Consider the following 24,184-nt stretch of genomic DNA (forward strand, 5'->3'; position numbering starts at 1 on the left):
TTCTCAGGGTTACCGTGGGCCGCATGACCGACGGCACGCCCGCCCCGACGACCGGCGCCGAGCGCACCGAGCTGACCGGCCTCGAACGCACCGCCCTCTACAAATCCCTCGGCAACCCCCTGCGCCGCCGGATCCTCGACTACCTCGGCCGGCACGGTGAGGCCAACTCCACCGTGCTCGCCCGCGAGCTCGGCGAGAGCTCCGGCACCACCAGCTACCACCTGCGCAAACTCGCCGAGCAGAAGCTCATCGAGGAGATCCCGGAGAAGTCCGGCGGCCGGGAGCGGTGGTGGCGGACGCTGCCGTTCAGCCACACCACGCCCGACCCGGCGACGATGGGCCCCGAGGAGTACGCGGCGGCCGAGCAACTCGCCCTGCTGAAGATCGAGATGGACACCCGCCTGTTCCGCCGCGCCCACCAGGAGTACCGCGGCCCCGAGGGCTGGGCCCAGGTCCAGCGCACCGGCACCTGGATGACCAGGGAAGACCTCATCGAGTTCGTCCACGCCTACCAGGAGCTGCTCGACCGGTACGGCCACAGCCCGGAAGACGCCCCGGAGGGGGCGCGCCACATGTTCCTGCGCTTCTACGCGGCTCCCGAGCCCGTGGGAGAGTGGAACAGTGAACCGACTGGCCCATGAGACGTCCCCGTACCTCCTCCAGCACGCAGACAACCCCGTCGACTGGTGGCCCTGGTCGACCGAGGCCTTCGAGGAAGCCCGCAAGACGAACAAGCCCGTCCTGCTGAGCGTCGGATACTCCAGCTGCCACTGGTGCCACGTCATGGCTCACGAGTCCTTCGAGGACCAGGACACCGCCGGCTTCCTCAACGAGCACTTCGTCAGCGTCAAGGTCGACCGCGAGGAGCGGCCCGATGTCGACGCCGTTTATATGGAGGCCGTGCAGGCCGCCACCGGGCAGGGCGGCTGGCCCATGACCGTGTTCCTCACCCCGGACGCCGAACCCTTCTACTTCGGCACCTACTTCCCGCCCGCCCCCCGCCACGGCTCGCCCTCCTTCCGGCAGGTCCTGGAGGGTGTCCGCGCCGCCTGGGCCGACCGGCGGGACGAGGTCGCCGAGGTCGCCGGCAAGATCGTGCGCGACCTCGCGCAGCGGGAGATCTCCTACGGCGACGCCCAGGTCCCCGGCGACGAGGAGCTCGCGCGCGCCCTGCTCGGGCTCACCCGCGAGTACGACCCGCAGCGCGGCGGCTTCGGCGGCGCCCCCAAGTTCCCGCCGTCCATGGTGATCGAGTTCCTGCTGCGCCACCACGCCCGCACCGGTGCCGAGGGCGCCCTCCAGATGGCCGCCGACACCTGCGAGCGGATGGCCCGCGGCGGCATCTACGACCAGCTCGGCGGCGGCTTCGCCCGCTACTCCGTCGACCGGGAGTGGGTGGTGCCGCACTTCGAGAAGATGCTGTACGACAACGCCCTGCTCTGCCGCGTCTACGCCCACCTCTGGCGTGCCACCGGCTCCGAGCTCGCCCGCCGGGTCGCCTTGGAGACCGCCGACTTCATGGTCCGCGAACTGCGCACGAACGAGGGCGGGTTCGCCTCCGCGCTCGACGCCGACAGCGACGACGGGAGTGGCAGGCACGTCGAGGGCGCCTATTACGTGTGGACTCCGCAGCAGCTCCGGGAGGTGCTCGGGGACGACGACGCCGAACTCGCCGCCCACTACTTCGGCGTCACCGAGGAGGGCACCTTCGAACACGGGCAGTCCGTCCTCCAACTCCCGCAGCAGGACGGGCTGTTCGACGCCGGGAAGATCGCCTCCGTCCGTGAGCGCCTGCTGGAGAAGCGGGCCGAACGCCACGCCCCCGGCCGGGACGACAAGGTCGTCGCCGCCTGGAACGGGCTCGCCGTCGCCGCGCTCGCCGAGACCGGCGCCTACTTCGGCCGCCCCGACCTGGTCGAGGCCGCGACCGGCGCCGCCGACCTCCTCGTACGACTGCATCTGGATGAGCAGGCCCGCCTCTCGCGTACGAGCAAGGACGGGCAAGTCGGCGCGAATGCGGGGGTGTTGGAGGACTACGCTGATGTGGCCGAGGGGTTCCTCGCGCTCGGGGCCGTCACGGGGGAGGGGGTGTGGCTGGAATTCGCGGGGTTCCTGCTCGACCATGTGCTCGCGCGGTTCGTCGATGCCGAGTCGGGGGCGCTGTACGACACCGCAGCGGACGCAGAGCGGTTGATCCGCCGGCCGCAGGACCCGACCGACAACGCGACGCCCTCCGGGTGGACCGCCGCAGCGGGCGCGCTGCTGAGCTATGCCGCGCAGACCGGCGCCGAGCCTCATCGCGCCGCCGCCGAGCGGGCGTTGGGTGTCGTGAAGGCGCTGGGGCCGCGCGTGCCGCGGTTCATCGGGTGGGGGCTGGCGGTCGCCGAGGCGCTGCTCGACGGGCCGCGCGAGGTCGCGATCGTCGGGCCCGCGCTGGACGACGAGGCGACAAGGGCCTTGCACCGTACGGCACTTCTGGGCACCGCCCCGGGTGCGGTCGTCGCCGTGGGGGTGCCGGAGAGTGATGAGTTCCCGCTCCTCGCCGACCGGCCGCTCGTCGGCGGCGAGCCCACCGCGTACGTCTGCCGTAACTTCACCTGCGACGCGCCGACCACCGATGCCGAGCGCCTGCGGACCGCGCTGAACAGCTGAAACGACAAGGGCGTAACGAACCCGCACGCAGCCGGTGTTCGAATTGTTCACTCTATGGTCCCGTTGTGACGAAACGCGCTCTTCATCCAAACGGCCTGCGGGCTTCACAGATCGCCCCTAATGTCTACACAGTAACGCGACAGGTGTGACACACGGTCGCGGCAGGGGGCATTGGGGATCTGGGGGGATCTGTTGCTTACGTCTGTCTTCATCGCTGCCGTTTCACTGGCCCTTTTCTGGATGGCCGCCTTCACTTTGTGGTGGCAGATGCACGCATGGCGCACGCCGGAAGTGCTCGCCTCCACCCGGTTCAGCAGACCGGACGGGAACGAACATGTCTCGTTCTCGCTGCTGCTGCCGGCGCGGCATGAGCAAGCCGTCCTCGACCACACCATCCAGCGGCTGCTGGAGTCCACCCACACCGACTTCGAGATCATCGTGATCGTGGGGCACGACGACCCCGAGACCACGGCGGTGGCCGAGGCGGCCGCCGAACGCGACCCGCGCGTGCGGGTCGTGGTCGACACCCACGAGAAGAAGAACAAGCCGAAGGCCATGAACACGGCGCTGCCGCACTGCCGCGGCGATGTCGTCGGGGTCTTCGACGCCGAGGACCAGGTCCACCCGGAGCTCCTCGCCCACGTCGACCACGCCTTCCGGACCACCGGCGCCGACGTCGTGCAGGGCGGTGTCCAGCTGATCAACTTCCACTCCAGCTGGTACTCCCTGCGCAACTGCCTGGAGTACTTCTTCTGGTTCCGCTCGCGACTCCATCTGCACGCGCAGAAGGGGTTCATCCCGCTCGGCGGCAACACCGTCTTCGTCCGGACCGACGTACTGCGGGAAGCCGACGGCTGGGATCCCAACTGCCTCGCCGAGGACTGCGATCTGGGCGTACGGCTGTCGTCCGTCGGCAAGAAGGTCGTCGTCGCCTACGACTCCGACATGGTGACCCGGGAGGAGACACCCGGAAGCCTCATGTCGCTGCTCAAGCAGCGAACCCGCTGGAACCAGGGCTTCCTTCAGGTCTACCGGAAGAAGGACTGGAAGCAACTCCCGGGCTTCGGGCAGCGGTTGCTCGCACGCTACACCCTGATGACACCGTTCCTGCAGGCCTTCTCCGGCGTGATCATCCCGCTGAACGCGGCGGTCGCGCTCTTCCTCGACGTGCCCGTCGGGATCGCCTTCCTCACCTTCCTGCCGCTGGTCACGGCGGCCGTCACCTTCGTCTTCGAAGTCGTCGGACTGCACGACTTCGGCAAGCAGTACGGACTCCGTGTCCGGCTCGTCCACTACCTCAAGCTCGTCGTGGGCGGCCCCTTCTACCAGGTCCTCCTGGCCGGGGCCGCCATCCGCGCCGTCTGGCGTGAGCAACGCGGCCGCAACGACTGGGAGTTGACCAGCCATGTCGGCGCACATCTCAACGACACAGCGGTAATCCGAGAGGACGTCCCTGCGTGACCTCCACCCTTCCCGCGGTGACCACCCCGACGGTCCCCGCGCAGCGCCAGCCTGTGCCTGAAGCCCGTTCGACCGGTCGAACGACGCCGTCCGGGCGCCTCCGCTCCTCCCGCCCCGACCTCATCCTGTGCGGCACGCTCCTCGTGGCGATCCTCGTCGTGCAGGCCTGGAACATCGCCGACTACCCGACGCTCAGCGACGACGAGGGCACCTACCTCGCCCAGGCCTGGGCGGTCCAGCAGGACCGGGGCCTGGCCCACTACACGTACTGGTACGACCATCCGCCGCTCGGCTGGATCCAGATAGCCGTGCTGACCTGGATCCCGTCATTGCTGAGCCCCGGCTCGATGACCGTCGGCTCCATGCGCGTCGTCATGCTGCTGGTCTCCGCGGTCAGCGCCGTCCTCGTCTACGTCCTCGGCCGCCGCCTGTCGCTGCCCCGCTGGGCCGCCGGTCTCGCGATGGCCCTGTTCGGCCTCTCGCCGCTCTCGGTCGTGCTCCAGCGGGAGATCTTCCTGGACAACCTCGCGGTGATGTGGACGCTGGTCGCGTTCACCCTCGCCGCCTCGCCGAGCCGGCACCTGTGGCACCACTTCGGCGCGGGCCTCGCGGCCGCCACGGCCGTGCTCACCAAGGAGACGATGCTCGTCGTCCTGCCCGCCCTGTTCGTCACCATGTGGCGCCACAGCCACCGCGACACCCGCAAGTTCGCGGTCACCGGAGCCGTCACCGCCTGCGCCCTGATCGGCTTCAGCTACCCCCTCTTCGCCCTGCTCAAGGGCGAGCTGCTCCCCGGCGGCGGACACGTGTCCCTCTGGGACGGCATCAAGTACCAGATGACCAGGCCCGGTTCGGGCTTCATCCTCGACCAGTCCTCCGGCTCGTACGGCGTGCTCCACTCCTGGCTCTACTACGACCGTGTCCTGCCGCTCGGCGGCCTCGCGGGCGCCCTCCTGCTGATCGCCACCTGGCGCTGGTCCGTCACCGCCCGCGCCCTCGCCGGCCCGGCCCTCACGGTCGCGATCCTCACCGCGCTCGCCCTGCGCCCGAACGGCTATCTGCCCGCGATGTACGTCATCCAGGCGCTGCCCTTCCTCGCCCTGGTCCTCGCCGCGGGCACCGCCTCCGTCGCCCACGGCGTCCTGCGCAGGTGGCGGCGGCCCGACGAGCACAAATGGATGACGTACGGCCGCTACAGCCTCGCCGCCGTCCTCGCGCTCGCCGCCGGCGCGTACGTCGTACCGAAGTGGTACGACGGTGATCACACCGCCGTCACCGCCGACGCCAACGCCCCCTACCGGGCCGCCTCCAAGTGGCTCACCACCGAGGTCGCCGACCCCAAGGACACCCGCGTCCTGGTCGACGACGCGCTCTGGCTGGACCTGGTGCACGACGGGTACCGGCCCGGGCTCGGCGCCATCTGGTTCTACAAGGCCGACCTCGACCCGGCCGTCACCAAGACCATGCCGAACGGCTGGAAGGACATCGACTACGTCGTCGCCTCCCCGACCGTGCGGCGCGACGCGGTGGACCTGCCCAACGTGAAGGCGGCCATCGAGCACTCCACCCCGGTCGCCACCTTCGGCACCGGTCCCGACCGCATCGAGATCCGGCACGTCCAGACGACCGGTACGGCTGACGGAGGCCTGCGATGACCCACGAGTACACCGCCCCCGGAAAGCTGGGCGATCCCGCCGTACGCGGCGCGGAAGTCGCCGAGCCGGGTGCCGTCACCATCGTCGTACCGACGTACAACGAATCCGCGAACATCCGTCAACTCCTGCACCAGATCACCGAGTCGGTGCCGTCCCGGCTGCCCTGCGAGGTCGTCTTCGTCGACGACTCCACCGACGACACCCCCGAGGTGATCCACGAGGCGGCCAAGGACTGTCCGTTCCCGGTGACCGTGCTGCACCGAGAGGAGCCCGTCGGCGGGCTCGGCGGTGCGGTCGTCGAGGGCATGCGGGCGGCCGGGTCGGACTGGATCGTCGTCATGGACGGCGACTGCCAGCATCCGCCGTCGCTGGTACCGGAGTTGGTGGCCACCGGCGAGCGCGCGCACGCCGGGCTCGTGGTCGCCTCCCGGTACATCAAGGGCGGCAGCCGCGCGGGGCTCGCGGGCAGCTACCGGGTGGCCGTCAGCCGCGGGGCGACCTGGCTGACCAAGTCCCTCTTCCCGCGCAGACTGCACGGCATCAGCGACCCGATGTCCGGCTTCTTCGCGATCCGGCGCAGCGACATCACCGCCGACGCCCTCAAGCCGCTCGGCTACAAGATCCTCCTGGAGCTGGCGGTCCGCAGCCGCCCGCGCCAGGTCACCGAGGTGCCGTTCGTCTTCCAGGACCGGTTCGCCGGGGAGTCCAAGTCGAGCGCGCAGGAGGGCTTCCGCTTCCTGCGCCACCTGGTCGGCCTGCGCACCGCCTCGCCGATCGCCCGCATGGTGGGCTTCGGCCTGATCGGCGCGAGCGGATTCCTGCCGAACCTGGTCGGCCTGTGGGCCCTGATGGCCCTCGGCCTGCACTACGTACCGGCCGAGATCCTCGCCAACCAGCTCGGCGTGGCCTGGAACTTCGTCCTCGTCGAGCATCTGCTGTTCCGCGACCGCCGGCAGCACCGCAACCGGTGGGACCGCGCGGGCCGGTTCGCGCTGCTCGCCAACGCCGACCTCGTGCTGCGCATCCCGCTGATCGCGCTGTTCGTGGACCGGCTGGGGATGGGGGCCCTGTCCGCCACCGCGCTCGCGCTGGTGACGACGTTCGTACTGCGCTTCGTCGGGACCGAAGCGCTGGTCTATCTCCCGCGCAGGGGGCGCGGGGGACGCACGGAAGCAAGGAGAGCCGCGTGAACAGATCCCGTAGGAGAACGGCGCTGGTCGGGGTGGGTGCCCTGACCGCCGGTCTGCTGCTCACCTCGCCCCAGTCGGCGCAGGCCGCCAACCTCGTGGTCAACCCGGGCTTCGAGACGGCCGGTTCGGGCGACATGCCGTACTGCTGGGAGAAGTCCGGGTGGGGTGACAACGACTTCAGCTTCGAGACCACCTCGGACGCCCACTCCGGGTCCAAGGCCATGAAGGTCACGCTGACCCGGCGGGTCGAGGGCGACCGCAAGGCCATGATCCTGGAGACCTCGGACTGCGCGCCGGCCGTGGCGGTCGGCAAGCAGTACGACCTCTCGCTCTGGTACAAGACGACCACACCGGACGCCAACATCACCCTGTTCCGGCACGACACCACGGCCGGCTGGCAGTACTGGACCGACCTCAAGACGCTGGAGATGCAGGGCAGTTGGACCCAGGCCACGGTCCGCACACCCGAGGTCCCGGCCGGTACCGACCGCATCACCTGGGGCGTCTCCGTCTACGGCACCGGCTCGGCGACCACCGACGACTACACGATGGACCAGGTCCCCGACGTCACCCCGCCCGCGACCTGCACGGGCACGGCGGACGAGTGCGCCAACGGCCGCTGGGACGTGCTGCCCACGCAGAACCCGGTGCGCTCCATGCACTCCGTCGTCCTCAACAACGGCAAGGTCCTGCTGATCGCCGGCTCCGGCAACAGCGAGGAGAACTTCAACGCGGGCACCTTCACGAGTGCCGTCTACAACCCGGCCGACGGCTCCTACAAGGTCATCCCGACCCCGAAGGACATGTTCTGCTCCGGGCACATCCAGCTCCAGGACGGCCGGGTGCTGGTGCTGAGCGGCAACAAGGCGTTCCCGGCGGCGGACGGTTCGCACGGTTACGAGGGCTACAAGGACTCGTACATCTTCGATCCGGTCACCGAGACGTACAGCAAGACGAACGACCTCAACGACGGCCACTGGTACCCGTCGGCGACCGAGCTCGGCAACGGTGACGTCATCTCCTTCGGCGGGCTGCGCGAGGACTCGACCGGGTCGGTGACCGCCGAGTACTGGTCGGACGCCGAGCAGAAGTGGCTGGCGCTGTGGCAGGTCAACCAGACCTGGTCGTACTGGGGTCTGTACCCGTCGATGATCCTGATGCAGGACGGCCGGCTCTTCTACTCGGGCAGCCATGTCTTCGGCAACAACATCCCGGGCACCGGCTCGGCGATCTACGACTACGGCGCGAACACGATCACGCAGGTCCCGGGGCTGCAGAACAAGGACCAGCGCGACCAGTCCGCGAGCGTGCTGCTGCCTCCGGCGCAGGACCAGAAGGTCCTCACCATCGGCGGCGGCAACATCGACTCCAACCCGGAGGGCAACCGCCTCACCGACGTCATCGACCTCAAGCAGGCCAACCCGGCCTACACGGCGGGCCCGTTGATCCCGCAGGGAACGGTGGACCTGGGCAACGGGCCGGTGGCGGAGACCGGCAACCAGGGCAAGATGTACGTCTCCGCCGTACTGCTGCCCGACGGCAAGGTGCTGGAGACCGGCGGCGGTCTGCACAACCGGGCCAACCCGGTCTTCGAGGCGTCGATCTACGACCCTGACTCCAACACCTTCGATCCCGTCGCCGCCGACCCCGAGGCCCGCGGCTACCACTCGTCCGCGTTCCTGCTGCCGGACGGCCGGGTGATGGCCACCGGTGACAACCCGGGCAACGGCACCTGGAACCACAACGTGTCGATCTACACCCCGCCCTATCTCCTCAAGGGCACGCGGCCGACGATCACTTCGGTGATCGACACCGAGTGGAACTACGGCGACACCCAGCGGATCACCGTCGACCGGCCCATCGCCAAGGCCGAGTTGATCCGCCCGGCCGCGGTCACGCACTCCTCGGACCCGAACCAGCGGTTCGTGGACCTGCCGCTGTCCGTCGACGGCAACAACGTCGACCTGAACGTGACGAGCAACCCGAACGTGGCCCCGCCCGGCTGGTACATGCTCTTCGCGGTCGACGCCAACGGTGTTCCGTCGGTGGCCAAGTGGGTGCACCTGGCGGGCCCGCAGGCCCTCAGCGCCGAGACCGCCGACGCACACGTCCACTCCTTCGCGGACTCCCTGTCGGGCAAGGTGGTCGAGCCCGGCAAGCAGCGGAAGTCGCAGAAGGTCTCCGTCACCATCTCCGGCTGCGACCGGCACTACGGCACCATCAACGTCTGCGTGCCGACGGCCTTCCCGAAGGGCGTGAAGAAGACCACGGCCTCACGCTGCGCCTGGCTGAAGAAGAACGACTACGGCCGGCTCAAGGTCAACGGCAAGGACGACCCACTGGGCCTCGACCCGAGCGGGGACGGCGTCGCCTGCGGAAAGGCGGACCTCCGCAAGAGCTAACTCGCGAAGTCCTCCAGGGCGCGCTCCACGATGGCCACCAGCTGTTCGTGGTGCGCGCCCTTCCAGTAGGCGCGCCCGCAGTCCTGGCACTGCGCGAAGACGTCGTACGACCGCTGCGTCCCGCCGTGCAGCTGGTCCGCGACCTCCTCCAGGGTGGCCTCCTTCAGCAGGCCGTTGCAGGCGGTGCAGCGGGTCCAGGGCCGCAGTTCGGGGCGGAACCGGTCCAGGATGTCGCGGAGCTGGTCCTCGGGGCGGGTGCTGTAGACGTAGGCGCCGGCCCACAGTTCGCGGCGGCGCAGCAGCCCCCGGTCGCGGCTGAGCATCACGCGCTTCTCGGCGGCCGAGCGGGAGGCGAGGGCCGGGTCGCCGATGTCCGTCGACTCGTACGCCGTGTCCACGCCGAGCAGCCGCAGCCGGCGGGCCAGGGTGCCGAGATGGACGTCGAGCAGGAAGCGCAGGGGAGCGCCGGGGACCTGCTGGGGGCGGTCGACGGATCGCACCTCGACCGAGTCGCCGGCGGCGGGGACGTACGACGTGGGCACCTCACGGCCGTCGACCCACAGCGCCCCGACCTCGGTGAGCGGGACGCCGGTCGACTCGACGACATGGCCGAGGGAGGAGACGCCGTCGGTGACGACGGTCCGGCGCGGGGCGCGCTGCACGAACAGGGTCAGCTCGGGGGCGAACTCGACGTGGATCTCGGGACCGTTCACCCGGTCAGGATGTCACGGGAGGGGAGGCCGGGCTCAGGGGTTTTCGGCGGGGAAGCCGTGTTCCAGGATGGTGAGCGTCCGGTCCACGATGTCGCTGAGTTCGCCCTTGCAGTCGTTGTCCGCCCAGTACATGTAGGCCTCCAGGAGGCCGCCGGTGAGGGACATCGCGTAGACCCGGACCTCCAGGCTGTCGGCGTCCAGGCCGGTGCGCGCGGCGAGGGCCTCGCGCAGCAGCGACCCGGTCGCCGACATGCTCTCGACCATCCGGGAGCGGACGGCGGGGACCTGCCCCACCAGGTGCGTCCGCAACCGGATCACCTCGGGGTCCTCCACCATCATCAGCTCGTGGGAGCGGTGCAGCACGTACCGCATGGAGTCCATCCACGACTCGTCGGCGGGCCGCTTGCGCAACTCCTCCAGCATCACCGGGTCGTACTCGTCCGTGAGGACGATGTCCTCCTTGGTGGGGAAGTACCGGAAGACGGTCGACGGCGACACCTCGGCGCGCTCGGCGATCTGCTCGATCGTCGTGGAGTCGTAGCCCTGCTCCTTGATCAGCCCGTAGGTCGCGGTACGGATCGCCTCGCGGGTCTTGATCTTCTTGCGTTCGCGCAGGCCGAGCCCGGGTCGGTCGGCGGGGGAGAAGGGGGTATGTGCGGCCGTCATGCCGGTCATTGTCAGGCATCCGCCTGCTCGGCGGCCATCTCCGGGGTCTCGGCCGGCGTCGCGGCGGCCGGCGCGGTCCGGCCGCCCGGCAGGAACGCCGCCGACAGGAGTGCCGATACGAGTGCCGCGACACCGCACACCAGCAGCACCAGGCCCATGCCGTGCACGTACGCGCTGTTGGCGGAGGCCAGCAGATCCGCCGAGCCGGTCTTCTCGGCGACGAGGTGCGCCGCGACCACGGACTCCCCGGCGGTGTCGGCGGCCTGGGCGGGCAGCCCGGTCACGTCGAGCCGGTCCTGGAAGGTGCTGGAGAGCAGGCTGCCGAGCAGGGCGATGCCGATCGCGCCGCCGACCTGTCGGAGCGTCATCAGCAGCCCGGAGCCGCTGCCGGCGCGGTCGCGGGGCAGGGCGCCGAGGGCGTTGCCCATGGCCGGCATGAGCGCGAAGCCGAAGCCGAGACCGGTGACGGAGAGCCAGAGCGCGGTGTAGCCGTAGCCGTAGTCGACGCTCGTACGGCTGCCGAGGAAGGCCGCGAAGGCCAGGACCACCAGGCCCGCGCTCACCGTGGCGCGTCCGCCGAAGCGCACGGCGGCCTGCGGGGCGGTGCGGGAGGCGATCAGGAGGCCGCCCATCATCGGCAGCAGCCGGACCCCGGTGCCGAGGGCGTCGTTGCCGAGGACGGCCTGGAGATAGGGCGGCAGCACGAACAGCAGGCCGGACAGGACGAACATCACCAGGGTCGCGGCGATGGTGTTGAAGAGGAAGCCGCGGTGGGCGAGCAGGGTCATGTCCAGCATGGGGCGCTCGACCCGGCGTTCCCGCACGACCAGAGCGGCGATGAGTACGACCGCTGCGGCGAGCATGCCCAGGACCAGCGGGTCGCCCCAGCCGCGGGTGGGCGCCTCGATGATCGCGTAGACCAGGGCGCCGAGGCCGGTCGCGGTGAGCGCGGTGGAGAGGGAGTCGACCTTGGGGGAGGCGGGGTCGCGGGTCTCGGGGAGCAGGAAGACGCAGGCGACGATGCCGATCGCGGCCATCGGGACGTTGACCAGGAAGACCGAGCCCCACCAGAAGTTGTTCAGCAGCCAGCCGCCGATGATCGGGCCGAGCGGCAGGCCGAGCGCGGAGGCCGCGGTGACGATGGCGGTGGCCTTGGGCTGCTCGTCGGTGTCGAACATCGTGGGCAGCACGGAGAGCGCGAGCGGGGTGATCAGGGCGGCGCCGACGCCCATCAGGGCGCGGGCCGCGATGACCTGGTTGACGTCCCCGGCCAGGGCGCCGAGCAGCGAGCCGGCGAGGAAGACGCCGAGTCCGGCGATCAGCATCCGGCGCCGTCCGAAGCGGTCGCCGAGGAGTCCGGCGGGGAGCATCAGCGCCGCGAAGACGATGACGTACGCGTCCGCCATCCACTGCTGCTGGCCGGTGCTGGCGCCCAGGTCGGCAGCCATCGTCGGCAGCGCCACGTTGAGGATCGTCGTGTCGAAGCCGAGCGTGAGCATGCTCGCGACCAGGGCCCCGAGGGCCCACCAGCGCCGTGGGTTCAAGGTGGTAGTAACCATTAAATGAGAGTAGCTCTCAAAATATGGTTGCTGTCAATCGGGTTGGGCTCTCAATCTGCTTCGGGCATGCGAAAAGGGCCACGGCTGAGCAGCCGTGGCCCTGAAGGTGTGCCCGTGAGGCGCTACGCGTGCTGGTAGGCGACCAGCGAGATCCCCACGTAGTGGACGACGAAGGCGGCCAGCGTGAAGGAGTGGAAGACCTCGTGGAAGCCGAACCAGCGCGGTGACGGGTTCGGCCGCTTGATGCCGTAGATCACGCCGCCCGCGCTGTAGAGGAGGCCGCCGACGATCACCAGGACGAGGACCGCGATGCCGCCGGTGCGCATGAAGTCGGGCAGGAAGAAGACCGCCGCCCAGCCCATCGCGATGTAGCAGGGGGTGTAGAGCCAGCGCGGGGCGCCGACCCAGAAGACCCGGAAGACGATGCCCGCCGCCGCGGCACCCCAGATGCCCCACAGCAGCCACTGCCCCTTCGCGCCGGGCAGCAGCAGCATCGTCAGGGGCGTGTAGGTGCCCGCGATGATCAGGAAGATGTTGGCGTGATCCAGCCTGCGCAGGATGCCGTCCATCCGCGGGCTCCAGTTGCCCCGGTGGTACAGCGCGCTCACGCCGAAGAGCAGGCAGGCCGTCAGGACGTAGATCCCGCAGGCGATCCGGCCCCGGGAGGAGTCCGCGAGGGCCGTGAGGACCAGGCCGGAGACGAGCACGGCGGGGAACATGCCCAGGTGCAGCCAGCCGCGGAGCTTCGGTTTGATCGGCTCGGCGAGGTGCTGTGCGTGCTGCTTCAACTGGTGCGGCAGGGAGGGCGCGCTGGGACCGCGGCCGGCGGCCGGCGTGTCCGTTCGTGCGTCGGGGACGGGCGCAGTCATGCCCGGCATCGTACCTACGGAACCGTAAGTTACGGATTAGTGCGGGCTGAGAACCGGCGAAGAGTGGCCATCATCTCACGGCAGTTGACCACTCAGGATTCCCGCGCAAAGAAACGGTCACTTGAACCCTACGTGCACGCAAATAAACGCGTCGTACACGAAAGGCACGTGACGATCCCCACTCCGCTCACCTGTGCGGCCCTCTGGACATATGGGCGGAGGCGTCGGATGATCAAATGAGTGCGGTCGGCACCGGATGAGCGCTGAAGATCCAGCCACGAAGCGTCCGGGCCGCAGCCCCCACGGGGCCTCCAACAACAAATCCCTCACTTAGGAGCAATCGTGGCGCGCGACATCGCGGCTCCCTCCGTCGTTCCCACCAACCACAAGGAACTGGTCTCGTGGGTCAACGAGATCGCAGAACTGACGCAGCCGGACAGCGTGGTCTGGTGTGACGGATCCGAGGCCGAGTACGAGCGCCTGTGCGAGGAGCTCGTCGCGAAGGGCACCTTCAAGAAGCTCGACCCGATCAAGCGCCCCAACTCCTACTACGCGGCCTCCGACCCGACCGACGTCGCGCGCGTCGAGGACCGCACCTTCATCTGCTCCGAGAAGGAGGAGGACGCCGGCCCGACCAATCACTGGAAGGCCCCCGCGGAGATGCGGGAGATCTTCCAGGGCGAGAAGGGCGTCTTCCGCGGCTCGATGAAGGGCCGGACGATGTACGTCGTCCCGTTCTGCATGGGCCCGCTCGGCTCGGACCTCTCCGCGATCGGTGTAGAGATCACCGACTCCGCCTATGTCGCGGTCTCCATGCGCACGATGACGCGCATGGGGCAGCCGGTCCTCGACGAGCTCGGCTCCGACGGCTTCTTCGTGAAGGCCGTGCACACCCTGGGCGCGCCCCTCGCCGAGGGCGAGGCGGACGTCCCGTGGCCGTGCAACTCCACCAAGTACATCTCGCACTTCCCGGAGACCCGCGAGATCTGGTCCTACGGTTCCGGTTACGGCGGCAACGCGCTGCTCGGCAAGAAGTGCTACGCCCTGCGCATCGCCTCCGTCATGGCGCGCGACGAGGGCTGGCTCGCCGAGCACATGCTGATCCTCAAACTGACGCCCCCGCAGGGCGAGTCGAAGTACGTCGCCGCCGCCTTCCCGTCCGCCTGCGGCAAGACCAACCTCGCCATGCTGGAGCCCACGGTCTCCGGCTGGACGGTCGAGACGATCGGCGACGACATCGCCTGGATGCGCTTCGGCGAGGACGGCCGCCTCTACGCCATCAACCCCGAGGCCGGCTTCTTCGGCGTCGCGCCCGGCACCGGTGAGCACACCAACGCCAACGCGATGAAGACCCTGTGGGGCAACTCGGTCTTCACCAACGTGGCGCTGACGGACGACAACGACGTGTGGTGGGAGGGCATGACGGAGGAGACCCCGGCCCACCTCACCGACTGGAAGGGCAACGACTGGACGCCCGCGTCCGGGACTCCGGCCGCCCACCCCAACGCCCGCTTCACCACCCCGGCCGCGCAGTGCCCGATCATCGCGCCGGAGTGGGAGGACCCGAAGGGCGTGCCGATCTCGGCGATCCTCTTCGGCGGGCGCCGCGCCAGCGCCGTACCGCTGGTGACGGAGTCCTTCGACTGGAACCACGGCGTCTTCCTCGGCGCCAACGTGGCGAGCGAGAAGACGGCCGCGGCGGAGGGCAAGGTCGGCGAACTGCGCCGCGACCCCTTCGCGATGCTCCCCTTCTGCGGCTACAACATGGGCGACTACATGGGCCACTGGGTCGACGTCGCCAAGGGCAGGGACCAGTCGAAGCTCCCGAAGATCTACTACGTCAACTGGTTCCGCAAGAACGACGAGGGCAAGTTCGTCTGGCCCGGCTTCGGCGAGAACAGCCGCGTCCTGAAGTGGATCGTCGACCGCCTCGACGGCAGGGCGGAGGGCGTCGAGACCCCGATCGGCATCCTGCCGACCAAGGACGCCCTCGACACCAAGGGCCTCGAACTCTCCGAGTCCGACCTCGACTTCCTGCTCACCGTCGACAAGGAGGTCTGGCGCGAGGAGGCCGCGCTGGTACCCGAGCACCTGGGCACCTTCGGCGAGCACACCCCGAAGGAGCTGTGGGACGAGTACCGGGCGCTGGTGCAGCGCCTGGGCTGAGCACCCGAAAGACTCCGCGGCCGGTTGGGATGCCCTGACCAGTGATCGTCACGGCCGGCCGCGGTGCGAACCGACGAGGTCCCGTACAACGGCGTACGGGGCTGTGGGCCTGCCGTCGCTGTTCCGTCCGCCCCGACGGGAAGGCGACGGCAGGCCTTCGTCTTTTCCGCCGTCGCTTCCGTACGGACTTCCCGGCCGTCACCTCTGTGCGGATTTTTCCGCCATCACCTCTGTACGGACCGGGATTTCGCGGCACACTCGGGACATCCTGCAACGAACCCCGAAATGAGGTGAGCGGGGTGCGCACACCGGTCAGCGATCCCCTGAAGGTGGGGCCGTACCGCGTCGTCGGGCGCCTGGGCTCGGGCGGTATGGGCTGGGTGTATCTCGGCCGCTCGCCCGCCGGGCGCGAGGTCGCCGTGAAGGTCGTACGGCCCGAACTGGCCGCCGAGCAGGAGTTCCGGGAGCGTTTCGCCCGCGAGGTCGCGGCCGCGCGGGTGGTCAGCGGCGCCTACACCGCGGCCGTGGTCGACGCCGACCCCGAGGCCGAACTGCCCTGGCTGGCCACGCTGTACGTGCCCGGCCCCTCGCTCGCGGAGGCGGTCCGCACGGACGGTCCGCTGCCCGAACCGCAGGTGCGCCGGCTGGGCGCCTTCCTGGTCGAGGCGCTGCAGGCCATCCACGGCGCGGGGGTGGTGCACCGCGACCTCAAGCCGGCCAACGTGCTGCTCGCGTCCGACGGTCCGCGCGTCATCGACTTCGGGATCTCCCACGTCGACGGGGCGCCCGGACTCACCCAGGCCGGAATCGTGGTCGGCACGCCGCCGTTCATGTCGCCGGAACAGATGAAGGGGGCGGCGGTCGGTCCGCCGAGCGACGTGTTCTCCCTCGGCGGGGTGCTGGTGTACGCGCTGACCGGGAAGCCGCCGCACGGCACGGGGGAGGCGGTGCGCTACCGGGTCGTGCTCGGCGAGCCCGACCTCGACGCCGTACCCGCGGAGATGCGTCCGCTGATCGCGCACTGCCTCGCCAAGCGGCCCGAGGACCGGCCGCGGCTGGACGAACTCCTCGCCGCGCTGCTGGAGGAGACGCCGCGGGCGCCGGCCTGGCCGCCGGCGAAGGTGAGACGGACGATCGAGATACGGGTCGACGAACTCGCCGCGCGCCGCAAGGCCGGTACGAGCGTGTCCGTGCCGTCCTGTCTGCTGCTGCACGCCCAGGCGCTGCTGGACGCCGGGCTCACCGACGGGATGGTCGTGCGGGCGGTGGGCCGTGGCAGCGTCTGAGTCGCGGTCCGGTGCGGTACTCGAAATCGGGACGCACTGGCGGGAGTTGGTGCGGAATTGGGGGGACGGGCGGAATTACCGTGCCGCCGCCGACACGGATTCGGTGTCCCTCCAATTCGATCTGGAGGAAACGGGGCGGACGCTCACGGTCAGATTCATGACCACGAAACGGCTGCTTGTCGCTTTTGTCACGGACGGTCATTCTCTGCGCCACGATCAGCTGGCTGTTGCGGCGGCGGCGTCGAACGCGTGGAATACCGAACAATTGAACCCCATGCTTTCCGTGTGGGACGTACGGGGGCCGCGTCCGTGCCTCGCGGGGGTGTGCGATCTGCCGCTGACCTGCCGGGTCACCCAGGCGGACTTCGACGCGCTGGCCAGTGACTGGGTGGAACGGGCGCGACAGATGTTCCTGCGCTGCCACGAGGTTTTCAAGCTGTAGAAGTGAATTGCGAGAGTGCCTTCAAACCCTTTCGGCTAAGGGCTGGTTGCCGCCATTATGGGCGGGGGTTTTCGGGCCACGGGGGGTCGCCCATGAGGCGTTGGGTGTGTTGTGCGGTGCTGCTCGGGGTGGTCGCCGTTTTGGGGGCGGTGACACCGGCGAGTGCGGATGAGAAGTGCGGCGGGGACTTTCGGGCGAGGCTGGCGTGCTGGAAGTCGGGGCTGAGCGACGGGCTCGTCGGCGTCACCCTCAGACGGGAGCTCCCGCTCGACGGCAGCAAGGCCGGCCGCGCGACCATCATCGACGGCGTCCTGAAGCAGAGCGAGAACCTGGAAGTCCAGGTACCGGCCGGAGTCACCACCGGCGAGGGCGGCACGGTCCTTCTCATGCTGGTGGCACAGAACCACAGGCTCGTCGACCCGAAAGCCGTGATCACGCCGTTGTCGCCCGGCACGCGCACGGAGCTGGACAACGTCTGCAAGCAGAGGCAGTCGTTCTGTGACGCGGTCGACGGCAAGGGCACGCTCACCGGTGAGGACCTGGTCGGCAAGGGTGTGGCGACCCGTCACCACGCCTACGCCGTGGGCTCCACCGGCGACGACAACGGCCGTGACCAGTGGCTCCTCTTCGGCACCGCCACCGCCCTCATCCTCCTTCTCGCCGCCTTCGTCCTCGTCGTACGCCGCACCCGCACAGCCCCCGCCGCCCCTGCCGCCCCCGCCGTCCCGGCTGCCCGCACCGCCGACGAACCCACCCGCGCCCTGCGCACCTCCCGCGCTCCCTCGCGCCGCGTCGGCCCCACCCACCCCGCCACCCTCCGCACCCCCCTCCACCCCCAGGGCTACGTCGAGCTCGACCGGGTCCTCTATCGCGCCGTGTGGGCCGAGTCCGCCGAGGCGCCGCCCCCGCCCGGCTCCCGTGTCGATGTCGCCGATCCGCCCGACCCCGGCTCCGACGTGCTGTACGCCTATCCGCCCGCCCCCGCCCGGCACGCCCGTGCCCACTGAACGCACCGGTTCTTCAGGAGTAGCCATGTCCAGCGAATACCCGCCCACCCTGCCGGCGGAGTACGCCGACATCGAGTTCGAGAACAACGCCCAGCGGCTGCCGCTGGTGCTCTGCCTCGACACCTCCAGCTCCATGGCCGGCCCGCCCATCCAGACCCTCAACAACGCCCTCGTGGAATGGACCCGAGAGCTGCACGACGACGTCGCCCTCAGCTACAGCGTCGAGGTCGCCGTCGTCACCTTCGGCGGGCAGGGCGTCGCCGCCTGGCGCGGTCCCCAGCCCCTCGCCCCCGGCGCCCCGGTGAGCCCCTTCGTGCCCGCCCACATGTTCAGCCCGCCCCAGCTCGGCGCCGCAGGCGTGACCCTGATGACGGAGGCCCTGGAGCTGTCGATGCACATCGTGGCCGCGCGGAAAGCCGAACTGCGCGCCTCCGGGCTGCAGTACTACCGCCCGCAGATCTGCCTCGTCACCGACGGCCTGCCCACCGACGGCACCGGCCACCGCACCGACTCCTGGCACCGCCTCGTCCCCGTCCTGGAGGAGGAGCAGCGCGCCCGGCGCTTCCGGCTCTACGCCATCGGCGTCGGCGGCATCACCGACCTCGGCGAACAGGTCCTGCGCGCCTTCGCGCCCACCTTCAACGCCCGCATCCAGGGCTTCCCGTTCCGCGAGCTGCTGCAGATGATGTCCGCCAGCGCCAACGCCGAGCAGAAGGGCGCCGGAGACGAGGTCTTCGAGAAGATCTTCAGCCAGTTCAAGACCCAGCGGCCGGCCTGGGAATCCTGAGGCGGCCGGCGATGGGCGAAGGAACCGCCCTGCGGGGCGACGACGACCGGGACTCCCCGTGGCGCATCCACGGCGTCAGCGTCACCGGCTACCGCCACCACCGGGCCGGCATGCCCGGCCAGGACGCCTGTACGTACGGTTCGTCGGCGTCCGTCGCGGTGCTCGCCGTCGCCGACGGCGCGGGCAGCCGGCAGCGGTCCGGCCAGGGCTCGCGGCTCGCCGTGGAGCTGGCCGTCGAGCACTTCGGGCGCCGGGCGGCCGCCGCCCACGACTGTGAGCCGGGCAAAGGCGTCCACGAACTGCTCACGCAGGCCTACCGGGACGTCAGCAAGATCTTCCTGGACCGCACCGGCGCCGAGGCCGACGACTTCGCCACCACCCTCACCGTCGTCGTCCTCGCCCCCGGCTGGCTGGGCCACCTCAGCGTCGGCGACGGCTTCGTCGTCCTGCGGGCGGGTACGGAGGACGGCGAGCGGCAGTTCCATCTGCTGCCGCAGCCGGACGCCGCCGGTGAGTACAGCAACGAGACCGTCTTCCTCACCTCACCGGACGCGGCCCGCTGGGTCCACACCGACTGTGTCTCCGACCCCGGCGTCGACGGCGTACTGCTGTCCACCGACGGGCTCGCCCAGGCCGCGCTCTCCCGCTCCGCCGCGGGCCCGCCGATCCCCAACTCCTCCTTCGCCGACGCCGTGTTCCGCTCCCTCGACGCCCCCGGACCCGTCTCCGAGAGCGCCCACGAGAGCCTCACCGCGCTGCTCAGGTCGGACCGGCTGACCGCACTGAACGCCGACGACAAGACACTCCTGCGGGCCGTGCGCAAGGTGCGCCCATGAGCGGCCGCAAGGTGTTCCTGGACGGCAAGCGCGTCACGCTCGCCGAGCTGCCCCTCAAGGGCGGCGGACAGGCCGCCGTCTTCCCCGTCGAGGGCGACGACCACACCGTCGTCAAGCTCTACCGCGACCCCCCGGGCCCCGACCAGGAACGCCGGCTCACCCGGATGCTCGCCATGTCCCCGCTCGCCGCCCGCCCCACCGACGCCTCCCAGCCGCCCGAACTGGCCTGGCCCACCGCACTGGCCCGGGGCCCCGAGGGCGAGTTCCTCGGCTACGCCATGCACCGCTTCGGCGAACCCGGACACGTCCAGCTCGTCGGCCTGTTCACCCGCGCCCAGCGGCTGCGCCTCTTCCCGGACCGCGCGGACTGGCGGTTCCTGCTCGGCGTCTCCTGGAACCTCGCCTTCATGACCGCGCGCATGCACCACGACAACCTCGTCATCGGCGACTTCTCCAGCAGCAACGTGGTCGTCGACGCCAACGGCTTCGTCACCTTCCTCGACTGCGACTCCATCGCCTTCACCGACCCGGTGACCGGCGAGGCCTTCCCCTGTCTGATGCACACCACCGACTACTCCTCGCCCGAGCGGCAGGCGGGCGGCCCGGCGACCCGCGCCAGCGACGACTTCGCCCTCGCCGTCCTCGTCTACCAGCTGCTCACCGCCGGCAACCATCCCTTCGGCGGCGTCCCGCACGAGAGCACCTCCGAGTCGACGGTCAAGGACAACATCGCCGCCAGCGTCTCCTACGTGGTCCGCCCCGAACTCGTCGTCGTCCCGCGCGGCACCGTCGACCCCTCCGTCCTCCCGCCCGAACTCCTCACCCTGGCCCGCTCGGCCTTCGGCCCCGGCGTCCACGCCCCCGCGGCCCGCCCCTCGGCGGAGGCCTGGCTGCGCGCCCTCGACAAGGAACGCGCCCAGGTACGGGTGTGCCCCGCACGCCCCCTGCACACCTACGGCTCCCACCTGCCGACCTGCCCGTGGTGCACCCGGACGGCGACGACGGGCCACGACGTCTTCAACGGCCGGCGACCGGTCCCCGTACCGGCCCCGGCTCCACCTCAACAGCCGCCCGCCGCACGCCGGTTCAGCCCGCTGGTGGGTGTCGCGCTGCTGGTCGCGCTCCTGCTGATCATCGTGATCGTCGCACCGCTCCTGTGACCGCCCGCCTCACTTCGACCGGTCCTCCAGATACCGCGTGTGCGACTCCTGCCGCCGCGCCTCCGTCTCCCGCAGGGCCGCGGCCAGCCGTTCCGCCTCCTCCTGGAGCAGGGCCAACTGCCGCTCCAGGTGCCGTTCCGGCGGCTCCGCGCCCGGTGTCATCCGGGTCCACCACCGCGTTCGTACGAAGCTGTCGACGGCCTCGGGAAGGTCCTGCCGTACGAGCCGCGACAGGGTGTGCACGGCCTCCGGGTCCTGGGCGAGGGCCTCGGCGACCCAGCCGGGCTCCAGCAGCGCGGCCAGCACGAGCATCAGGTCGGTCTCCTGGTGCTTGGCCGCGCGCGGCAGGTCCACCTCCAGCAGATAGTCACCCAGCTTCCCGAAGTCCTCGCGCAGCTCGTCGAGTTGGGCCGACGGCGTCGGGAAGTCGGGCAGCGGAGGGCGTTCCGGCGGGGCGATCAGGGCGCCCGCGCCGTAGAGGCCGGCCACCACGACGGGCCAGTACGGTCCCGCCACACCGGTGAAGGTGAGGACGAGGCCGAGCAGTCCGCACGCGCTGCCCGCGATGTTCTTGCGCGACTCGAGGTACTTACTGATAGCCACGGATCTCCTCGAAGGCGCCGTCCAGCGAGCCCTGTCGGGCGTCGAAGAGGCGGCCGCCGGTCAGGTCGGCGATGTGGGACAGCTCACTGCGGTCGGAGTCGCCGAAGAGGATCGGGAAGACCGGGATCTCGCGCTGCCCGGCGCCGAGGGAGCGGTAGAAGGAGTCGAACTCCCCGGCCTTCGCGCCCTCGGTGTTCTCGCCGTCCGTCATCAGCACGATCGACGTGAACGTGTCGCGGTCGGTGCCGAGATGGTCGTACGCCTTCTCCAGCGAGGTGTAGATCGCGGTGCCGCCGTCCGCGGACAGTGCCTTGGTGTCCTTGCGGATGGCCGCGAGGCCGGCTTGCGGATCGGCCGGGTCGACGACGTGCGCCCGGACGCTCTTCACATCGGAGCCGAACGGCATCAGCGTCACCTCCTCGCGGTCGCGGAAGTCGCCGGTGAGGTCGGTGAGGGCCTTCTTCAGGCGGCTCAGGCGGTCGCCCCGCATCGAGCCGGAGGTGTCCAGGACGTAGACGGTCCGCGAGGGGCGGCGCAGCTCGTTCTCGTACGAGTCGAGCAGGCCGTCGGCGACGGATCGGGTGCCGGGGAAGGGGAGTTCGCGCCGGCGCGTGGTGTCGAGGCCGGCCGCCGGGGCCACGGAGGGGATCACCGGGCGGCGGTACGTGCTCGTGGTGATCGCGCGCTGGACCTTCGCCGTGCGCAGGGCCTCGGTCAGCCGGCGGACGTCCTCGCGGGTCGCGGCGGAGGTGCCGGCGAGCGAGGAGAGCGGGTAGTCGGCGGTGACCACGCCGTCCTTGGGACGGATCACGGTCAGGCCCGGGATGCCCTTGAGGACGGACTCGTAGTTGAGGAGGGCGTCGACGTTCCCGCGCCGTTTGTACGCCGTCGCCAGCCAGCCCGACGAACCCGACGTGAGCTTCTGGCCCTTGAAGAACTCCTTCAGCCGGGGCGTCGCCTTCGCCACGTCCGCGTCGGTGAGCGCGGACTGCGCGCCGGAGAGCGCCGAGGCCACGGAAACGAGGGTGGAAAAGCCGGAGTTGGAGCGCGCCGGGTCGGTCATGCCGTACGTCAGCCTGCCGTCCTGCACGGCCTGCTCGACCTGCGACCAGGTGACGTCGTCCGGCTGCCAGCCCAGTTCGCGGACGGTGGCCGTCTTCACTCCCACCGCGACCGGACTCGACATGATCGGCGTCTCCGAGACGATCTTCTTCGCCGCCTCCGGACGCAGCCGCAGATAGTCGTCCGAGGACAGCCACACGGCGTCGTAGCGGCCGTCGGCCTTTCCGGCCGCGAGCAGGTTCACCGCGTCCAGGGTGCCCAGGTAGGTGGGGCGGACCGTGATGCCGGAGTCCTTGCGGACCTGCTCCAACACCGGTGCCATGTCGGCGAGTTCGCTGGAGGCGAGGATGCGGAGGGTGCCCGGTGTGGGGGCGGCGGGGTCGGCGGGCTTCTTCGCCGTACTGCACGCGGTGAGCAGGGCGGCCGAGACCGCGACCACCGCCGTGAGGCTCCGTCTCATCCGAGGCCCCCTTCCAGGGCGCCCCGGGAGCGGCTGCGCTCCAAGTACGCGCTCGCGGACCGGAGTTCGACCGTGAGCGACTCGACGGTGGACGCCATCGCCTCGGTCGCCTGCACCTTGTACGTGTCGATCGCGTCCAGCGTCCGGTAGATCTGCTGGAACGCGGAGCGCAGGGTCTCGGCCCCCACGGCCGGGTCCGCGGCGATCCGCTGGATCTCCCCGCTCTGCGCGGCGAGCATCTCGGCGTTGCCCCGGATGAGGTCCTCGGTCGTCCCGCGCAGGGCGTTGACCTGCTCTACGACCTTCTTCTGGTTGTCGAGGGCGGAGGCCAGCATCACGGAGATCCGCAGGGCCGACACAGTCGTCGTGGCCGCCCGGTCGACGCCCTTGATCAGCTCGTCGTTGTTGCGGCGTACGACGTCCATGGCGAGGTAGCCCTGGGCGCACACCGCGAGCTGGGTGAGCAGGTCCTGGTGCTTCTGCCGGACCGGGAAGAGCACGTCGGCGCGGAGCGAGTCGGCCGCCTGCGGGTCGGCGACCCCGGCGATGTGCTGCTCGACCGCCCCGTCCAGCGCCTCGGTCAGCACGACGTACTCCTGCAGCTTGCCCATGGTCTCCCACAGGCGCACCCGCTCGGTCTGCAACGCGGCGTTGTCGCGCCGCAGTTCGTCCTGCCCGCCGCGCAGCGAGCCCACGATCTTGTTCAAAGTGCCCTGCGCGGAGGCGTACTTGGCGACGTGGTCGCGCAGCTTGTTCCCGCCGGGCAGCCGGGAGAGGAACTTCCGCCCCTTGTTGGCGGGCAGGTCACGCGGGTCCAGATCCTCGACCACACGCCGGAGTTCGACGAGCGAGCCCGCGACCTTCGACTGCGCGTCCCCGCCCCTGCTCGGCAGCGAGTTGACGGTCCGCTCCAGCATCCGGTTGGACTGCGCGGCCGCGGTGCGCATCTCGCCGGCGCCGAGACCGGTGATCTCGCCGACCTTGCCCGCGAACTCGGGCGAGCGGGCGTCCAGGGCGGCGAGATCGGCGACGTAGGCCGAAGCCTTCCGGCTCATGTCCGTGCGCACGCTGTCGTCGACCGGGACGAGCCCGCCGGCCTTCTCCCGAGGCACCGGCGCGACGGCCTCGGGCGGGGTGAGCGTGAAGACGTCGTCCCCGCTGAGGGTGTTCTGGTGACTGTTCTGACTGGTGTTGAAGCTGCTGGTCAT

Annotated in this window: 20 protein-coding genes; 13 read left to right on the plus strand and 7 right to left on the minus strand. The window is 70.2% G+C overall.

Annotation, left to right across the window (positions count from 1 at the left end; genetic code table 11):
• The first annotated feature begins 23 nt into the window (after positions 1 to 23).
• The 6 genes from ABZ848_RS36840 (at position 24) to ABZ848_RS36865 (ending at position 9,360) form a co-directional block, all read left to right on the plus strand.
• On the plus strand, positions 24 to 641 hold the full coding sequence (locus tag ABZ848_RS36840) for a helix-turn-helix domain-containing protein (RefSeq protein WP_360839022.1): 618 nt from the start codon (positions 24 to 26) through the stop codon (positions 639 to 641).
• Complete coding sequence (locus ABZ848_RS36845) at positions 622 to 2,652, plus strand: thioredoxin domain-containing protein (RefSeq protein WP_360839023.1); 2,031 nt, start codon at positions 622 to 624, stop codon at positions 2,650 to 2,652. The genes ABZ848_RS36840 and ABZ848_RS36845 overlap by 20 nt, the downstream gene beginning before the upstream one ends.
• A 192-nt stretch (positions 2,653 to 2,844) precedes the next feature.
• The gene (locus tag ABZ848_RS36850; protein WP_360839026.1) at positions 2,845 to 4,113 is read left to right on the plus strand and encodes a glycosyltransferase; all 1,269 of its coding nucleotides are present in this window, start codon (positions 2,845 to 2,847) and stop codon (positions 4,111 to 4,113) included.
• Entirely contained in the window at positions 4,110 to 5,768 is a 1,659-nt protein-coding gene (locus tag ABZ848_RS36855) for a phospholipid carrier-dependent glycosyltransferase (RefSeq protein ID WP_360839027.1), read from the plus strand. The genes ABZ848_RS36850 and ABZ848_RS36855 overlap by 4 nt, the downstream gene beginning before the upstream one ends.
• Positions 5,765 to 6,958: a glycosyltransferase family 2 protein gene (locus ABZ848_RS36860; protein WP_360839028.1), complete on the plus strand. Its 1,194-nt coding sequence runs from the start codon at positions 5,765 to 5,767 to the stop codon at positions 6,956 to 6,958. Before ABZ848_RS36855 ends, ABZ848_RS36860 begins: the two co-directional genes overlap by 4 nt.
• Positions 6,955 to 9,360, plus strand: a complete 2,406-nt coding sequence (locus tag ABZ848_RS36865; RefSeq protein WP_360839029.1) for a galactose oxidase-like domain-containing protein — start codon at positions 6,955 to 6,957, stop codon at positions 9,358 to 9,360. The genes ABZ848_RS36860 and ABZ848_RS36865 overlap by 4 nt, the downstream gene beginning before the upstream one ends.
• Here ABZ848_RS36865 and ABZ848_RS36870 read toward each other — a convergent pair.
• The 4 genes from ABZ848_RS36870 to ABZ848_RS36885 all read right to left on the minus strand — a co-directional run bounded on the left by ABZ848_RS36870 (position 9,357) and on the right by ABZ848_RS36885 (position 13,167).
• Positions 9,357 to 10,073, minus strand: coding sequence for a Mut7-C RNAse domain-containing protein (locus ABZ848_RS36870; protein WP_360839032.1), 717 nt, complete (start codon positions 10,071 to 10,073; stop codon positions 9,357 to 9,359). The two genes, ABZ848_RS36865 and ABZ848_RS36870, sit on opposite strands and share 4 nt — an antisense overlap.
• Positions 10,074 to 10,106: 33 nt before the next feature.
• Complete coding sequence (locus ABZ848_RS36875) at positions 10,107 to 10,748, minus strand: TetR family transcriptional regulator (protein ID WP_360839034.1); 642 nt, start codon at positions 10,746 to 10,748, stop codon at positions 10,107 to 10,109.
• 2 nt (positions 10,749 to 10,750) lie between these two features.
• On the minus strand, positions 10,751 to 12,298 hold the full coding sequence (locus ABZ848_RS36880) for an MFS transporter (protein ID WP_360839035.1): 1,548 nt from the start codon (positions 12,296 to 12,298) through the stop codon (positions 10,751 to 10,753).
• A 122-nt stretch (positions 12,299 to 12,420) separates the two neighbouring features.
• On the minus strand, positions 12,421 to 13,167 hold the full coding sequence (locus ABZ848_RS36885; RefSeq protein ID WP_360839037.1) for a hemolysin III family protein: 747 nt from the start codon (positions 13,165 to 13,167) through the stop codon (positions 12,421 to 12,423).
• Positions 13,168 to 13,509: 342 nt separating this feature from the next.
• Here ABZ848_RS36885 and ABZ848_RS36890 point away from each other — a divergent pair, with 342 nt between their 5' ends.
• From ABZ848_RS36890 to ABZ848_RS36920, 7 genes are all read left to right on the plus strand, one after another.
• Positions 13,510 to 15,333, plus strand: a complete 1,824-nt coding sequence (locus tag ABZ848_RS36890) for a phosphoenolpyruvate carboxykinase (GTP) (protein WP_360839039.1) — start codon at positions 13,510 to 13,512, stop codon at positions 15,331 to 15,333.
• A 299-nt stretch (positions 15,334 to 15,632) separates the two neighbouring features.
• Entirely contained in the window at positions 15,633 to 16,619 is a 987-nt protein-coding gene (locus tag ABZ848_RS36895; RefSeq protein WP_360839041.1) for a serine/threonine-protein kinase, read from the plus strand.
• A 157-nt stretch (positions 16,620 to 16,776) separates the two neighbouring features.
• Positions 16,777 to 17,061, plus strand: coding sequence for a hypothetical protein (locus ABZ848_RS36900; RefSeq protein WP_242765965.1), 285 nt, complete (start codon positions 16,777 to 16,779; stop codon positions 17,059 to 17,061).
• Between the two features lie 92 nt (positions 17,062 to 17,153).
• The gene (locus tag ABZ848_RS36905; protein WP_360839043.1) at positions 17,154 to 18,068 is read left to right on the plus strand and encodes a hypothetical protein; all 915 of its coding nucleotides are present in this window, start codon (positions 17,154 to 17,156) and stop codon (positions 18,066 to 18,068) included.
• A gap of 25 nt (positions 18,069 to 18,093) precedes the next feature.
• Positions 18,094 to 18,855 (plus strand): hypothetical protein, encoded by a 762-nt coding sequence (locus tag ABZ848_RS36910; RefSeq protein WP_360839045.1) that lies wholly within the window; start codon positions 18,094 to 18,096, stop codon positions 18,853 to 18,855.
• Positions 18,856 to 18,866: 11 nt separating this feature from the next.
• Complete coding sequence (locus ABZ848_RS36915; RefSeq protein WP_360839047.1) at positions 18,867 to 19,691, plus strand: PP2C family serine/threonine-protein phosphatase; 825 nt, start codon at positions 18,867 to 18,869, stop codon at positions 19,689 to 19,691.
• Positions 19,688 to 20,851, plus strand: a complete 1,164-nt coding sequence (locus ABZ848_RS36920) for a hypothetical protein (RefSeq protein ID WP_360839049.1) — start codon at positions 19,688 to 19,690, stop codon at positions 20,849 to 20,851. Before ABZ848_RS36915 ends, ABZ848_RS36920 begins: the two co-directional genes overlap by 4 nt.
• A gap of 9 nt (positions 20,852 to 20,860) precedes the next feature.
• On the opposite strand, the gene ABZ848_RS36925 is transcribed toward ABZ848_RS36920, so the two are convergent.
• From ABZ848_RS36925 to ABZ848_RS36935, 3 genes are read right to left on the minus strand one after another with little or no spacing between them, the layout of a single operon-like run.
• On the minus strand, positions 20,861 to 21,454 hold the full coding sequence (locus ABZ848_RS36925; RefSeq protein WP_360839051.1) for a hypothetical protein: 594 nt from the start codon (positions 21,452 to 21,454) through the stop codon (positions 20,861 to 20,863).
• Positions 21,441 to 22,976, minus strand: a complete 1,536-nt coding sequence (locus ABZ848_RS36930; RefSeq protein WP_360839052.1) for a substrate-binding and VWA domain-containing protein — start codon at positions 22,974 to 22,976, stop codon at positions 21,441 to 21,443. Before ABZ848_RS36930 ends, ABZ848_RS36925 begins: the two co-directional genes overlap by 14 nt.
• Positions 22,973 to 24,184 (minus strand): toxic anion resistance protein, encoded by a 1,212-nt coding sequence (locus ABZ848_RS36935; RefSeq protein WP_360839054.1) that lies wholly within the window; start codon positions 24,182 to 24,184, stop codon positions 22,973 to 22,975. The genes ABZ848_RS36930 and ABZ848_RS36935 overlap by 4 nt, the downstream gene beginning before the upstream one ends.

The sequence above is a fragment of the Streptomyces sp. NPDC047081 genome (assembly GCF_040643775.1).
In the GTDB taxonomy this organism is placed as follows: domain Bacteria; phylum Actinomycetota; class Actinomycetes; order Streptomycetales; family Streptomycetaceae; genus Streptomyces.